Genomic DNA, 14,510 nt, shown 5'->3' with positions numbered 1-14,510 from the left:
AAAATGCTATTTTTGACAGCATAAAATGTAAAGAATGAAAATAATTTCCTACAACGTAAACGGAATTAGAGCTGCCATTAAAAAAGGGTTTATTGACTGGCTGGAATCAACTAACGCCGATGTGGTTTGCCTGCAGGAAATAAAGGCTACCCCAGAGCAGTTTGACCATGAACCTTTTGAGAATTTGGGGTACAAGTACAATTCCTGGTATCCGGCTGTAAAAAAAGGCTATAGCGGTGTTGCTATCTTGAGCAAGGAAGAGCCTAAAAATGTGGTTTTTGGCACCGGGATAGATTACATGGATTTTGAAGGTCGCAATGTGAGGGTAGATTTTGATGATGTTTCGGTAATGAGCCTGTATTTGCCATCGGGAACTAATATTGCTCGCCTCGACCATAAACTGCAGTATATGGCCGATTTTCAGAAGTATATTAATGAATTAAAGCAGGAAATTCCGAATCTCGTGATTTGTGGAGATTACAATATTTGTCATGAAGAAATAGATATTCACGATCCTGTACGGCTTAAAAATACCTCCGGATTTTTACCGGTAGAAAGGGAATGGATAGGCAATTTTATAAAGAGTGGGTTTGTAGATTCCTTCAGGCACTTTAATTCTGAACCCGGGCATTACTCGTGGTGGAGCTACCGTGCCGGTGCCCGTGGAAACAACAAAGGATGGAGAATTGACTATAACATGGTGAGCGAACCGCTAAAAGACAGGTTGAAGCGAGCCGTTATTTTACCCGATGCACAACATAGCGACCACTGTCCCGTTCTTCTTGAATTAGATTAAACCAAACCCCTATTTTATGAAAAAAAATCTCTTATTCGCTCTTTTGAGCAGCTCGGTTTTACTTTCTTCCTGTGTTTCTTCAAAAGTGTACAAAGACCTTGAAGACAGGCATGCGCAATTACAGGAAGATAACAGTGAACTTTCCAGGGAATTTGATGATCTGGAAGCCCGGTTCCGCCAAAACGAAAATGATCTTGCAGCTTTACAGGCACAATATGAACAAACTAAAGCTGAAAGAGACAGGTTACAGGAGGAGTACAATAGTACCAAAACAAGCTATGAGAAACTTAAAGCCTCTTATGATGCTCTTGAAGCAAACAGCTCTTCGGCCCTCGCAGAAAACTCCCGAAGAAATCGTGAGCTTTTAGCCGAGCTTGATGCTAAAGAAGAAGCTTTGCTTCAGGAAAAGAACAGGTTAGAAAAACTGCAGAAAGATCTTGCGGCCCGCTCTAAGCGTGTGGATGAACTGGAGAGTATGATCGCTGCAAAAGACGCCAAAATGAATGCTCTCAAAAATGCCATTTCCAAGGCGCTTGTGAATTTTGAAGGGAAAGGCCTTACCGTAGAGCAGAGAGATGGGAAAGTATATGTTTCTATGGAAAATAAACTCCTGTTCAACTCCGGTAGCTGGGCCGTGGGAGCAGAGGGAAGAAAGGCGGTACAACAACTGGCTTCTGTACTGGCTGAAAATCCCGATATCGCTGTTCTTATCGAAGGGCACACAGATAATGTTCCTTACAAAGGGAGTGGCCAGCTTACCAATAACTGGGACCTTTCTACAAAACGTGCTACGGCTATAGTTGAGCTTTTACTGGAGAATTCAGGGATCAATGCTGAAAACCTTACCGCTGCCGGAAGGGGAGAATACGCGCCTGTAGCTTCAAATGACACTGCCGAAGGCCGTGCAAAGAACCGCAGGATTGAGGTGATCCTCACTCCGAAGCTTGATGAAATTAACAGGCTGCTCCAGGAGCCGGAATTCGAATAATTAAACTTTTTACAATGGTGACGCCAGGCTTTTATGGATGAAGAAATTTTCATCTTTAAGCCTGGTGTGATACCAGTCGGTCGTTTCCCCAAGAAACTGTAGTGTGTCATTTGTGTTGGCGCGGCTGCCAATTTCAGCTTTAGTTGAAGGCCCTTTTCTCAGGTTAGCCGTACCGGTTGCCCGCAGGAATGTCTTATTAAACTTCGGAATAAATTCGTTGGGAGGCGAGGGTTTAAAAACGTAGGGTAATGGATCCTGTGCGCCTCTATAGCCTTTATAAATGCCGAAATGCAGGTGCGGCGGAGTGGTGCGTGCATTGCCCGTATTACCTACTAGACCCAGGGTGTCACCCACTTTTACCCGCATTCCGGGACGGGCAATAATGCTGTCCAAATGTGCATAATACAGGGAATTTCCCCGCTTGGTATCGCGCAGCCAGACTTGTTTTCCGCCCAGGCCTTTGTTCCCGGTTGAAGATACTCTGCCCGAAGTGGCTGCAACCACAGGCGTACCCCTGGGGGCAAAAATGTCAATTCCTTCATGGCTTCTTCGGCCTCCGTCTCTCGTGGCGCCCCACATACTCTGTACTGCGGTGTTGCCTCTATTGGCTACCGGAAAGGAATAAACAGGCTCTGTAAATATCTTTATTGAAAATGCTGAAGTGGAATTGATTTCAGGCTGAAGCAGGATCTTATATATTCCGGGTTGTTCTGTTTCAAACTGAATTTCAGTGTCTCCAAAATCGGCCGATTTCACGTGCTCGTAACTCGCTACCGAATCTGTTTTCTGCCGGTATAGATCTATAAAGACAAGTGGGTTCAGGGAATCTGTTTGTACCTGTGTGCGCAGCTGCTCTCCTGGATTCAGGGAAATATTGTAGGTGTAGATTTGATTTTTCGGGGCTGTAAACTTGCCTGCTTCAAAATAAGGGGGCGTAACAGTTATACTGTCAAAAAGGGCATTTTCGAAAGTCTTTTTCCACTGGCCATAGGCCGCCGGGTCACTGTCAAAATCCCGCTCATACTGTTCTCTTGCTGTTGGTGTGGTAAATAAATCCCTGGCTTTGTTCATTTTTGAACAGGAGATTACCAGGGAAAATAAAGCCAGTAGCGCTGTAAAATGTGTTACAAAGTTCCTCACGCCCTTAAAATGCAGAAACTGTGCCATGCAAAAGTCTAAAGAGCCGGGGTGAAAATGCCATTTTTGACACCTTAGGTTTTCAGAAGAAAAGCTTCATGATCTTATTTGTCTGCCGGTCGTTCCCCACCATGTAGGGATGACTTCCGGTAACTTCAAACTTATTTTTCAGGTAGAAATTGAGGCCACGATGGTTATGCTCCCAAACTCCCAGCCATAAATACCTCATTTTTCGCTGAATGGCCATTTCTATCACGTTATCCAGGATCTTCTGTCCTATTTTTTGATTCTGAAACTCCTTCCTGATATAAATCCGCTCCAGTTCCATAGCGTCTTCGTCTTTAAATTCGGTTTGAGCGTCACCTAAATTGATCTTGAAGTAACCCGCGGTTTCGCCCTCCAGTTATACAAAGTAAAACTCTGAAAGCGGGTTGTGTAGTTCGGTTTTGAGCTGCTCTTCGTTAAAAGCACTATCGAGATAGGCCTGGAGATCTTCAGCATTGTTCTGGTCTCCAAAGGCATCGGTAAAGGTGCTTCGGCTTAACGCTTTTAGCTCCTGAAGATGTGCTGAAGAAAGCTTCTCAAAAATGACATTTTTGGGTGGCATAGTTAAGTTTTTCAGCAAAAGATAAGACTTTTTTATCCGAAGAGAAAGCTCACAACATCTTCCACTTTTGAAGCTTTTTGAATTTTTATTCCGAAGTTACTCTTCGGAAATTTATTTTGGGAAGAAACCACGATACTGCTGAAGCCCAGTTTTTCGGCTTCAAGAATGCGTTGCTCGACCCTGGTTACCGGCCTAACTTCGCCTGCCAGACCAATTTCGGCTGCAAAGCTGATGTCTTTGGGCACGGCAATATCTTCGTTTGAAGAGAGAATTGCGGCAACTACAGCTAGATCGAGTGCAGGGTCATCAACTGAAATTCCGCCGGTAATATTCAGGAAGACGTCTTTAGCACCCAGCCTGAAACCTGCCCTTTTCTCGAGAACCGCCAGCAACATATTGAGCCGCTTGGCATTGTAGCCTGTCGCTGAACGTTGCGGAGTGCCATAAACCGCCGAACTCACCAGCGCCTGCACTTCTATCATCAAAGGCCGCATGCCTTCAAGAGTGGCAGCAATAGCGGTGCCGCTCAGGTCTTCTTCATTTTTGGAAATAAGGATTTCAGAAGGATTACTCACTTCCCTAAGACCATTCCCCTGCATTTCATAAATTCCCAGTTCATTGGTGGAGCCAAAACGGTTTTTATGCGCTCTTAAAATCCTGTAAACGTGATTGCGATCGCCTTCAAACTGTAGCACCGTGTCAACCATGTGCTCAAGGACTTTTGGCCCCGCAATGCTTCCTTCTTTGGTGATATGGCCAATAAGAATAACCGGTGTAGCCGTTTCTTTCGCAAATTTTATAAGCTCGGCAGTGCATTCGCGAATTTGGGAAATGCTACCGGGGCCGCTTTCAATGTAATCGGTTTGAAGGGTTTGAATGGAATCAATGATGACGATTTCGGGCTGCAGCTTTTCTATTTGCTGAAAAATGTTTTGGGTCTTTGTTTCTGTAAGAATGAAGCAGTTGTCGGAATCTGGGTTAATACGTTGCGCCCGAAGCTTAATTTGCTGCTGACTCTCTTCGCCAGAAACGTACAGGGTTTTGTATGATAAATTAAGGGAGATTTGAAGCAGCAGCGTACTTTTTCCTATTCCGGGTTCCCCGCCCAAAAGGGTAAGAGATCCGGGAACTATGCCGCCGCCCAGCACCCTGTCCAGTTCCTGATTATTGGTTTTGAGCCGCTCTTCTTTAGATACCTCAATTTCAGAAATCCGCAGCGGTTTTGCTATTTTTCGAACCCCTGGCGCAGCTTCACTACTCCAGGATTTTTTTTCGGTTTTTTGTACTACTTCTTCAACCAGAGTATTCCACTCGCGACAGGAATTGCACTGGCCCTGCCACTTGCTGTGTTGTGCACCACAGTTTTGGCAGTAATACAGGGTCTTCGATTTAGCCATTGATGAGTTGCTTCAAATGAGCTGCTAATAACCGAAATCTTGTTTAATTAGGTCGGCTTTTTTCAGCATAAAATCCACCGTAATAAAGGCCACTTCTTCTTTCCCATAAGCACTTTGGTAAGTTTTCATAGCTTTTTTAGGTCGGCCATTGGCTTCATAAGATCGGGCGAGGTAATAATTGGCCAGCGCCATGTTGGGATATTGTTTTTGGGCGAGTTCACCGAGTTTTTCCAGTTCATCCCACTGCTCACGGTACTCTAAAGCCTTACCAATAGCGAGATAATCATTTATCCTTACGGGCTTTTGAATACCAAAATTTCCTTCAATAAGGTTGTATTTTTCAAGAAGATATTCGAAAGCTGAACCTTCAAGGGCGATCACCTTATCGTAGTCTTCGAGGCTTATAGGCTTATATGTTTGAAAAATGTGCTCCAGGGCCCGTGGTAGTGCATTTGCAATTAATGTGTAATGATTGGCAGCTTCAAAACTCTCAAAATCGTAATGCAGATTCTTATTTTCTATCACAGCCAGTTGTTGATCAAAGGCGGTCACCTGTTTTTTGAGATCGGGGACGTCATTGGAGCCTGTTGCGAGGTAGTACCAGCAAGGCGCTTCGGCTTTTGAAAGAGATTGTGCGATCCTGTTGCTCATTTCGGGAGCCAAATCAGGGCTTAAATTGATGTAAGCCTTGAAGATTGGATTAGGTTTGAAGAGGTAGTAGTTGATGAAATTTGAAGTAATGTCATGCCCTGCAATTGCCGTAAACCTCGAAGTGCGGTAGTTGTTGTCAATAAAAGGGAGCAGTTCCATGCCTAAAAATTCAAAGAACTGGGCGCCTTTTTTCTCGGGAAGAAAATTCCTGGGGTCGTAAGAGCAGTCATGATGCCTGCTTCGCACCTGGTTAACGCCTACTACGATGGTTTCAGGTATTTCATCCCAGTAAGAATAGTAATCGACGTTCCCTGCCATAGGTTCGAAAAGATAGTCTCCGTCAAGAACTATGATCACCGGGTAAATTTTATCGGTATTCTGGTCGTAATTGCGGGGTAACTGAATTTTAAGTTCCCTTTGTTCTCCAAGTTTTGAAGAATTAATGGTCTTGTAAATGGTTTGTGAAAAACTTAACTGGACTATTAAAAACAGGCAGGCTAAAATGTATAATTTCTTCATATGCAGTAGGTTTGTTTCCTAAGGCAATATAAAATTTTATTTCTTTTGGTTGTAAATTGGAAGAAATAAGAAGGAAAGTCCGCCGAGAATAACTACCATAAGGGTTTGTGATCCCCACATGATCCATCCAAAGGCTTCCCCGGCCTGTTGATTGATCCCAAAAAGAAGCAGGACAGCACCCATTGCTATGGGGTAAACCCCTATCCCTCCATTAGTTGTGGTAATAGCAAAGGAGCCGGCAATAAAGGCAGCCATGAAGCCGGCCAGAGACAGCGAATTGGTTTCGGGAATAGCGTATTTGATGACGTAGAACATCAACAGGTACATGATCCAGATAAAGAGGGTGTGAAATAGGAATTTTTTTTTCTTTTTCATCCTAACAATACTGCGCATTCCTTCAAGTAATCCCCGTGCAAAATCTCTTATTTTGATCATTAAAGGGTGATTAGAGCGCCGCACCAGGTTGAGAAAAAAGACACCAATAATGATAAGCACAAGCAGTATCCCCATAGAGAGGAAAGGGTTGATGTTGTTGTTTTCGAAATAATTGATAAGGTTTTCGGTTTGAATGAGGAAGCCGAAGGTGGTGATGAGCAGCACCATTGCCAAATCGGCTATTCTTTCTGAAACTATGGTTCCAAAAGCTTTATCAAAAGGAACATTTTCATAGGTAGAAATAGTTGCCCCACGCAATACTTCACCAGATCTTGGTACACCCAGATTTGCGAGATAACCTCCCATTACAGCCATAAAACTGTTGGCCAGCCGGGGCTTGTATCCTAAAGGTTCCAGAAGATACTTCCAGCGGTAGGCACGGGAAAGGTGAGATAGTATTCCGCAGAAAACACTTAAAAAAACCCATTTTAGGTCGGCAAGGAGAATGTTGTTCCATAGTTCCTGCCGCTCCAGGGGAGTTGCGCTGCTAAGGGAATACCATATCAAAAAGATACCCAGTAACAGGGGAAGAAAAGTTTTCGATAACCTGAAAATTTTTTTCTTCAAGAGTTAATTGAGGAGATTGGTTTCTTCGTTAGGGAATACGAGAGAGGGCTTAAAACTTTTAGCTTCTTCAATATCCATAATAGCATAGGTGATAAGAATAAGGATATCTCCTTTTGCTACTTTGCGGGCCGCAGCACCGTTAAGGGTGATCTCGCCACTGTTACGGGGCCCCGGAATTGCATAGGTTTCAAGTCTTTCACCGTTGTTATTGTTAACGATTTGCACTTTTTCACCTTCAATGATATTGGCTGCGTCCATAAGATCTTCATCAATAGTAATACTGCCAATGTAGTTAAGATCTGCACCGGTTACTTTTACGCGATGAATTTTTGATTTTACAACGTGGATTTGCATACTGCTAATTTAAAGCTATATTATCAATTAACCTGATGTCGCCAGAATAGGCGGCAATAAAGGCGCGATACTTCTTTGTCATATCTTCTTCCTGTACACTCAACAGGTTGTCTGCATTGGCTATTTCAAAATATTCCAGAAGCAGGCCGGGTTGAGATTCGAACTGGTTAGACACCCAGGTGGTAATCTCTTTAGCACTTTTTGTGCCAAAATCCTCCTTCACTTTTTGCAGAATCTCGTAAATGAATGCAGCCTTTTGTCGTTCGCCGGCGCTTAACCTTTCATTGCGGGAACTTCGGGCCAATCCGTTCTTTTCCCGGTAGATAGGGCAGCCTATCACTTCAACATTCAATCCCTGTTTTTCTACCAGTTTCTTTATAATTTGTAATTGCTGGTAGTCTTTTTCTCCAAAAAAGGCTTTATCGGGCTCTACCATTTCAAATAACCTTTTAACGATGGTTCCTACCCCGTTAAAATGGCCACTCCTGTACTTTCCTTCCATTTGATATTCCAGCCCGTCAAAGGAAAATTCTTCCGAAGAAATGCTGTCGCCATACATTTCGGATGCTGTGGGGGAAAAGACAATTACATCATCGCTCAACTGTTTTATGAGCTCCACATCCTTCTCGAGTGTGCGCGGATATTTTTGAAGATCCTCGGGGTTATTAAATTGCGTGGGATTGACAAAAATACTTACAACTACCTTATCACAAGTAGAAAGGGCCTGTTCAATTAGAGAGAGGTGACCCTCGTGTAATGCTCCCATGGTGGGAACAAAACCTATACTGTGCCGGTCATTTTTTAAGGCTCTAACCAGCTTCCTGAGAGCTTCCTTCTCCTTTAAAATCTGCATCTTATTCCAAAATTAAGGGCCTGCAAACTTAATATAATACTGGCAATCTGCATAAAATTTTGTATTTTTGCGTGTTTTTATTTTACAACAGCATTAAAGTGATCCTATGAAAGATAAGAGGATATTGTACGTATCATCTGAAGTTATTCCCTACTTGCCCGAAACCGAAATTTCATCTATGTCTTTTGAAGCCCCCCGAATGGTTAACAACCAGGGAGGTCAAATTCGCATATTTATGCCCCGGTTTGGGAACATCAATGAGAGAAGGCATCAGCTTCATGAGGTCATTAGACTTTCTGGAATGAACCTGGTTATCAACGACCTTGATATGCCACTAATTATTAAAGTAGCATCTATTCCCAAAGAGAGAATGCAGGTGTACTTTATAGACAACGAAGATTATTTTAAAAGAAAGGCTACACTTACAGATGAAGAGGGGAACCTTTTTCCCGATAATGATGAAAGAGCCATTTTCTTCGCGAAAGGAGTGATTGAAACTGTTAAAAAACTCAACTGGTCACCAGATGTTATACATGTGAATGGATGGTTGTCTTCCTTGCTGCCACTATATCTTCGCAACTATTATGGCAACGAGCCTTTGTTCAATGAAGCAAAAATTGTGACCTCTGTATACAATCAGGACTTTGATGGAACGTTAGATAATCAAATGTATAAGAAAGTATTATTTGATGGTCTTGAAAACGAACAGGTGAAACACCTTAAGAAACCCTCTTACGTGAATATAATGAAAACAGCCGTAGATAATTCTGATGCTGTTGTTATCGCCGGAGATAATATTCCCGATGAGTTAAAGAAATATTTGAGTAAACTTAACAAGCCGGTATTAGGTTATAAGAACCGCGAAGAATTTGCCCAGGCTTATCAGGAATTTTATACCACAAAGGTGCTATCATAATTAGAAAAAAAATCAATGAATTTAAAGAATATAATGTTGAAAACAACAACAGTTTTGGCTGTTGTTTTTTTGTTTGGAGCTTGTGAAGATGATTTTCAAACTCTTGGGAGTGATGTAATTGGAGAACCCGGTTTTGATGCCAGTGTCTATGACGAAACATTGATCTCTGCACATTCTTACGATCTTCCTCCTGTACAAACCAACAGTTTGCCTCTTAACCTTCTTGGGGTTTATACCGATAATGTTTTTGGAACACAGGAAGCAAGCGTGCTGTCTAACCTCGAACTTAGCTCATTGGATCCTTCTTTTGGGACCGATCCTGTGGTTGACAGTGTGGTGCTTACTATTCCTTATCTTTCTCATGAAGTACTTAAGAATGACAAGGTGGAATATGTTCTCGATTCTGTTTACGGAAGCACCCCCATCAGGCTCTCAGTTTACGAATCTGGTTACTTTCTGAATAATTACGATCCCGACACAAATTTTGAGCAAACCCAGAAGTATTATTCCAATCTGGAGCCAAAGATCATGAACAACATCAATCCGGAGCCAATTTACGAGAGGGATAATTTTATTCCTTCTTCCAAAGGCTATTTGGAGTATAGTGTTGATGCTATGGGGGTTGCAGATACTGTGGTTATGGCTCCGGCTTTAAGGTTGAAGCTGAAAAACGATTTCTTCCAGAAGAAGATTCTTGACAAGGCAGGTAGTTCAGTTTTGCTTAATCAGGATAACTTCAGGAACTACTTTAGGGGGCTTTATTTAAAAGCTGATAAAGTAGGCGCCGGTGGTACGATGATGCTACTTAATCTACTTGATTCAGATGCCGGAATTACTATTTACTACAAGACAAAAATAGTTGATGGGAATGATTCCGACGATGATGGAGACAGGGAGGAACTTATTGAAGGAAGAAGAGCTTTTAGTTTAGACTTTGGCGGAGTGCGCGTAAATACTTTTCAGCAGGAAGCGTCACAGTATGACGACCAGAATCTCTACCTTAAAGGTGGGGAAGGTTCTATGGCGGTCATAGACCTTTTCTCTGGCCCCGATGCTAATAACGATGGGGTTTCAGATGAACTTGAAGCGCTAAGGGAGAATAACTGGCTCATAAATGAAGCACATCTCGAATTCTTTGTGAATAGAGATTACATTAGCGATGTAGATGAGGCCGAGAGGGTCTATCTTTATGATTTAAAGAATAATACTATATTGGCCGATTATATTTTGGATGCAAACGGGCAGCCAAACGGCATGGCTTCAGTTTCAAACCGTCGCCATCTCGAACCATTAGAAAGAGATGAAGATGGGAAAGGAATAAGTTACAAGATCAGGATTACCCGATATGTAGATCAGCTTTTAAATCAGGATTCTACAAATGTTAAGCTGGGGCTGGTAGTAACACAAAATGTAAATTTAATTTCGACATACAAAGTATTGCCTTCGGCTAATCCTGAAGTGGATAGAGTTCCGGGGGGTGCTTTAATAACACCAGAGGCTACTGTTCTTTATGGCCCGGATGCACAGAATGAGGATAAGCGCCTCAAGCTGAAGATTTATTATACAGAACCAAAGAATTAGAATATGTGTGGGATAGTAGGATATATTGGTCACAGAGAAGCATATCCAATTGTATTAAAAGGACTTCAAAGACTGGAGTACAGGGGGTATGATAGTGCGGGGATAGCACTGTATGATGATAAAAATTTAAAAGTAAGTAAAACCAAGGGAAAGGTGGCCGATCTTAAGGCGAAGATGGAGAGTGAACTCGATAGTACTTCGGGTACACTTGGCATTGGTCACACCAGGTGGGCAACTCACGGTGTACCTAATGATGTCAATTCCCATCCTCATCTTTCAAATTCCGGAGATCTTGTGATCATCCATAACGGGATTATTGAAAATTATGAGAGTCTTAAAAAAGAATTGACCAAGCGCGGATACAAATTTGAGTCTGATACCGATACCGAAGTTTTGGTGAATCTTATTGAAGATGTTATTGCCAAAGAAGGCGTCAAGCTTGGTAAAGCTGTGCAAATTGCACTTAACCAAACTGTGGGGGCTTATGCCATAGCTGTTTTTGACAAGAAGAAGCCCAATGAAATTGTGGTGGCTCGTTTAGGAAGTCCGCTTGCGATTGGCGTTGGGAAAGATGAGTATTTCATAGCTTCAGATGCCTCTCCGTTTATTGAATTTACCAATAATGCAATTTACCTTGAAGACGGTGAAATGGCTGTGGTAAGACGCGACAAAGGAGTAAAGGTGAGAAAGATCCATGATGATTCCCTGGTCGATCCTTATATTCAGGAGTTGCAGCTCAACCTGGAGCAGATCGAAAAGAACAATTTCGATCACTTTATGCTCAAGGAGATCTATGAGCAACCCAATGCAATAAAAGATACCTACCGCGGAAGGTTGCATGCAGAAGAAGGTATTATTCGCATGGCCGGGATAGATGATAATCTTGAACGTTTTCTCAATGCACGCCGAATTATTATTGTGGCTTGTGGTACCTCGTGGCATGCAGGGCTGGTAGCCGAGTACATTTTTGAAGACCTCGCGCGCATTCCTGTTGAAGTAGAATATGCTTCAGAATTTAGATACCGTAATCCCATTATCAATTCAGATGATGTTGTGATCGCTATTTCCCAAAGTGGGGAAACAGCCGATACTATGGCGGCTATTAAGCTTGCCAAAGAGAAAGGAGCTTTTGTGTTTGGGGTTTGTAACGTGGTTGGATCTTCCATTTCAAGAGAGACCAACGCGGGTGCTTATACTCACGCAGGTCCCGAAATTGGTGTGGCTTCAACAAAGGCTTTTACTACACAAATCACCGTACTTACCTTGATCGCTTTAAAGCTTGCTAAGGCAAAAGGAAGTATGTCGAATACCGATTTCCATATACATCTGCAGGAGCTCGAAACTATTCCTCAAAAAATAGAGATCGCGCTACAGGGGAATGATCATATAAAAGAAGTTGCTTTCAAGTACAAAGATGCGCGCAACTGCCTGTATCTTGGACGTGGGTTTAACTTCCCCGTTGCTTTGGAAGGAGCTTTAAAACTTAAGGAGATCTCCTATATTCATGCTGAAGGTTATCCTGCTGCCGAAATGAAACACGGCCCTATTGCCCTTATTGATGAAGAGATGCCTGTAGTGGTGATCGCTACCCGAAAAGGACATTATGAAAAGGTGGTAAGCAATATTCAGGAAATAAAATCCAGACAGGGTAAAATAATCGGGATAGTTACTGAAGGAGATACCAGTGTACGTGATCTTGCCGATTACGTGATCGAAGTACCCGATACTATCGAATCACTTACACCACTTATTACCACAATCCCGTTGCAGTTACTTTCTTATCACATCGCAGTAATGCTGGGTAAGAACGTAGACCAGCCAAGAAACCTTGCAAAATCGGTTACAGTAGAATAAAATTTTATTGCTGAAGTTTTTTCTGAAAGTCCGCAACTCTTGCGGACTTTCTTTCTTTAACACCTTCCAAAAATGACATTTTTGGAAGATGTTTTTACTTCGGAAAGATCCAGATAGCGCTTTAGTGAAAAAGTTATTATTTCTCTTAGAGACTTTTATACAAAAAAACTATCTTTGCAGCCTGAAAAAGACAACGGCTTTTTATGAAGATTTAAAAGTTGTTACTGGTTCTTTTTTAGGTATTTATAAAAACTCAATATTAAAGGAATAGATAATGTCTAAAGTTACAGGTAAAGTTGCACAGGTTATCGGCCCTGTTGTTGACGTTAAGTTTGACACAGAGAATGCTGAATTGCCAAGGATCTATGATTCACTTGAAATTACCAGGAAAGATGGATCTGTATTGGTTCTTGAGGTTCAATCTCACATTGGAGAAGATACAGTAAGAACAGTTTCTATGGATTCTACCGATGGTTTGAGCCGGGGGGTTGAGGTGCTTGCAACTGGAGCGCCTATCCAAATGCCAATTGGCAAGGAAGTTTTTGGCCGTTTGTTCAACGTGATTGGTGATGCTATTGACGGACTTGGTAATATACCTAAAGCCGCAGAGAAAGGGTTGCCAATTCACAGAGAGGCTCCAAAATTTGAAGATCTATCTGTTTCTACTGAAGTTTTATTTACCGGGATCAAGGTTATTGACCTTATTGAGCCTTACGCAAAAGGAGGTAAAATTGGCCTTTTTGGAGGTGCAGGGGTTGGTAAGACAGTACTTATCCAGGAGTTGATCAACAACATTGCAAAAGGTCACGGTGGTCTTTCGGTATTCGCCGGGGTGGGTGAAAGAACCAGAGAAGGAAATGACCTTTTGAGAGAGATGCTTGAATCTGGAATTATTAGATATGGAGAAGACTTTATGCATTCTATGGAAGAAGGCGGATGGGATCTTCAAAAAGTAGATAAAAATGCACTTTTAGATTCTAAAGCTACTTTCGTGTTCGGGCAAATGAACGAACCTCCAGGGGCACGTGCTCGTGTGGCTCTTTCTGGTCTTACCATTGCTGAATACTTCCGTGATGGAGCAGGAGAAGGACAGGGGAAAGACGTACTTTTCTTCGTAGATAACATCTTCCGATTCACCCAGGCTGGTTCTGAGGTGTCTGCACTTCTTGGACGTATGCCATCTGCGGTAGGGTACCAGCCTACACTTGCAACCGAGATGGGTGCGATGCAGGAGCGTATTACTTCTACCAAAAATGGATCTATTACCTCTGTACAGGCGGTTTACGTGCCTGCAGATGACTTGACAGACCCGGCACCGGCTACGACCTTTGCCCACCTTGATGCAACAACTGTACTTTCACGTAAGATTGCCGAGCTTGGTATCTACCCTGCGGTAGATCCTCTTGACTCTACTTCACGTATCCTTACAGCTGATATTCTTGGTGCCGATCATTATAATTGTGCTCAGAGAGTAAAAGAGTTACTACAGCGATATAAAGAACTTCAGGATATCATTGCCATTCTTGGTATGGAAGAACTTTCTGAAGAAGATAAACTGGCCGTGTCACGCGCAAGAAGGGTGCAGCGTTTCCTTTCTCAGCCGTTCCACGTAGCCGAGCAGTTTACAGGTCTTAAAGGAGTACTTGTAGACATTAAAGACACCATCAAAGGATTCAACATGATCATGGATGGAGAGCTTGATCACCTGCCCGAAGCTGCCTTTAACCTTAAAGGTACTATCGAAGAGGCTATCGAAGCCGGTGAGAAAATGTTAGCTGAAGCATAAGCGGAGAAATCCCAATACACAAATTCCAAATTCCAAAAGAACAAGCTCTTGGAATTTGGGATTTGAAAT

14 protein-coding genes are annotated in these 14,510 nt (G+C 42.6%); 6 read left to right on the top strand and 8 right to left on the bottom strand.

What is annotated here, in order from left to right:
- Positions 1 to 34: 34 nt before the first annotated feature.
- On the top strand, positions 35 to 796 hold the full coding sequence (locus VS868_RS05805) for an exodeoxyribonuclease III (protein ID WP_266070027.1): 762 nt from the start codon (positions 35 to 37) through the stop codon (positions 794 to 796).
- A 16-nt stretch (positions 797 to 812) separates the two neighbouring features.
- Entirely contained in the window at positions 813 to 1,784 is a 972-nt protein-coding gene (locus VS868_RS05800) for an OmpA family protein (RefSeq protein WP_266070025.1), read from the top strand.
- 9 nt (positions 1,785 to 1,793) lie between these two features.
- Here VS868_RS05800 and VS868_RS05795 read toward each other — a convergent pair whose 3' ends face one another.
- From VS868_RS05795 to panC, 8 genes are read right to left on the bottom strand one after another with little or no spacing between them, the layout of a single operon-like run.
- The gene (locus VS868_RS05795; protein WP_345599500.1) at positions 1,794 to 2,951 is read right to left on the bottom strand and encodes a M23 family metallopeptidase; all 1,158 of its coding nucleotides are present in this window, start codon (positions 2,949 to 2,951) and stop codon (positions 1,794 to 1,796) included.
- Between the two features lie 52 nt (positions 2,952 to 3,003).
- Entirely contained in the window at positions 3,004 to 3,324 is a 321-nt protein-coding gene (locus VS868_RS05790; protein WP_266070093.1) for a GNAT family N-acetyltransferase, read from the bottom strand.
- Positions 3,325 to 3,528: a hypothetical protein gene (locus tag VS868_RS05785; RefSeq protein WP_266070023.1), complete on the bottom strand. Its 204-nt coding sequence runs from the start codon at positions 3,526 to 3,528 to the stop codon at positions 3,325 to 3,327.
- 32 nt (positions 3,529 to 3,560) lie between these two features.
- Complete coding sequence (gene radA / locus VS868_RS05780; RefSeq protein WP_345599499.1) at positions 3,561 to 4,925, bottom strand: DNA repair protein RadA; 1,365 nt, start codon at positions 4,923 to 4,925, stop codon at positions 3,561 to 3,563.
- 24 nt (positions 4,926 to 4,949) lie between these two features.
- The gene (locus VS868_RS05775) at positions 4,950 to 6,095 is read right to left on the bottom strand and encodes an alpha/beta hydrolase-fold protein (protein ID WP_345599498.1); all 1,146 of its coding nucleotides are present in this window, start codon (positions 6,093 to 6,095) and stop codon (positions 4,950 to 4,952) included.
- Between the two features lie 36 nt (positions 6,096 to 6,131).
- Positions 6,132 to 7,097, bottom strand: a complete 966-nt coding sequence (locus tag VS868_RS05770; RefSeq protein WP_345599497.1) for a lysylphosphatidylglycerol synthase transmembrane domain-containing protein — start codon at positions 7,095 to 7,097, stop codon at positions 6,132 to 6,134.
- Positions 7,098 to 7,100: 3 nt separating this feature from the next.
- Positions 7,101 to 7,451, bottom strand: coding sequence for an aspartate 1-decarboxylase (panD, locus tag VS868_RS05765; RefSeq protein ID WP_266070019.1), 351 nt, complete (start codon positions 7,449 to 7,451; stop codon positions 7,101 to 7,103).
- A gap of 4 nt (positions 7,452 to 7,455) precedes the next feature.
- Positions 7,456 to 8,304: a pantoate--beta-alanine ligase gene (panC, locus tag VS868_RS05760; RefSeq protein WP_345599496.1), complete on the bottom strand. Its 849-nt coding sequence runs from the start codon at positions 8,302 to 8,304 to the stop codon at positions 7,456 to 7,458.
- Positions 8,305 to 8,410: 106 nt separating this feature from the next.
- Here panC and VS868_RS05755 point away from each other — a divergent pair, with 106 nt between their 5' ends.
- The 4 genes from VS868_RS05755 to atpD all read left to right on the top strand — a co-directional run bounded on the left by VS868_RS05755 (position 8,411) and on the right by atpD (position 14,441).
- Entirely contained in the window at positions 8,411 to 9,220 is an 810-nt protein-coding gene (locus VS868_RS05755) for a glycogen/starch synthase (RefSeq protein ID WP_266070017.1), read from the top strand.
- Between the two features lie 33 nt (positions 9,221 to 9,253).
- Positions 9,254 to 10,801 (top strand): DUF4270 domain-containing protein, encoded by a 1,548-nt coding sequence (locus VS868_RS05750; protein WP_345599495.1) that lies wholly within the window; start codon positions 9,254 to 9,256, stop codon positions 10,799 to 10,801.
- 3 nt (positions 10,802 to 10,804) lie between these two features.
- Positions 10,805 to 12,655, top strand: a complete 1,851-nt coding sequence (gene glmS / locus VS868_RS05745) for a glutamine--fructose-6-phosphate transaminase (isomerizing) (RefSeq protein WP_345599493.1) — start codon at positions 10,805 to 10,807, stop codon at positions 12,653 to 12,655.
- Between the two features lie 274 nt (positions 12,656 to 12,929).
- Positions 12,930 to 14,441 (top strand): F0F1 ATP synthase subunit beta, encoded by a 1,512-nt coding sequence (atpD, locus tag VS868_RS05740; RefSeq protein ID WP_345599492.1) that lies wholly within the window; start codon positions 12,930 to 12,932, stop codon positions 14,439 to 14,441.
- Positions 14,442 to 14,510 lie beyond the last annotated feature (69 nt).

The sequence above is a fragment of the Salinimicrobium sp. 3283s genome (assembly GCF_039602225.1).
In the GTDB taxonomy this organism is placed as follows: domain Bacteria; phylum Bacteroidota; class Bacteroidia; order Flavobacteriales; family Flavobacteriaceae; genus Salinimicrobium; species Salinimicrobium profundisediminis.
The sequence above is the reverse complement of the archived record's forward strand: the minus strand, read 5'-3'. Positions and strand labels throughout refer to the sequence as shown.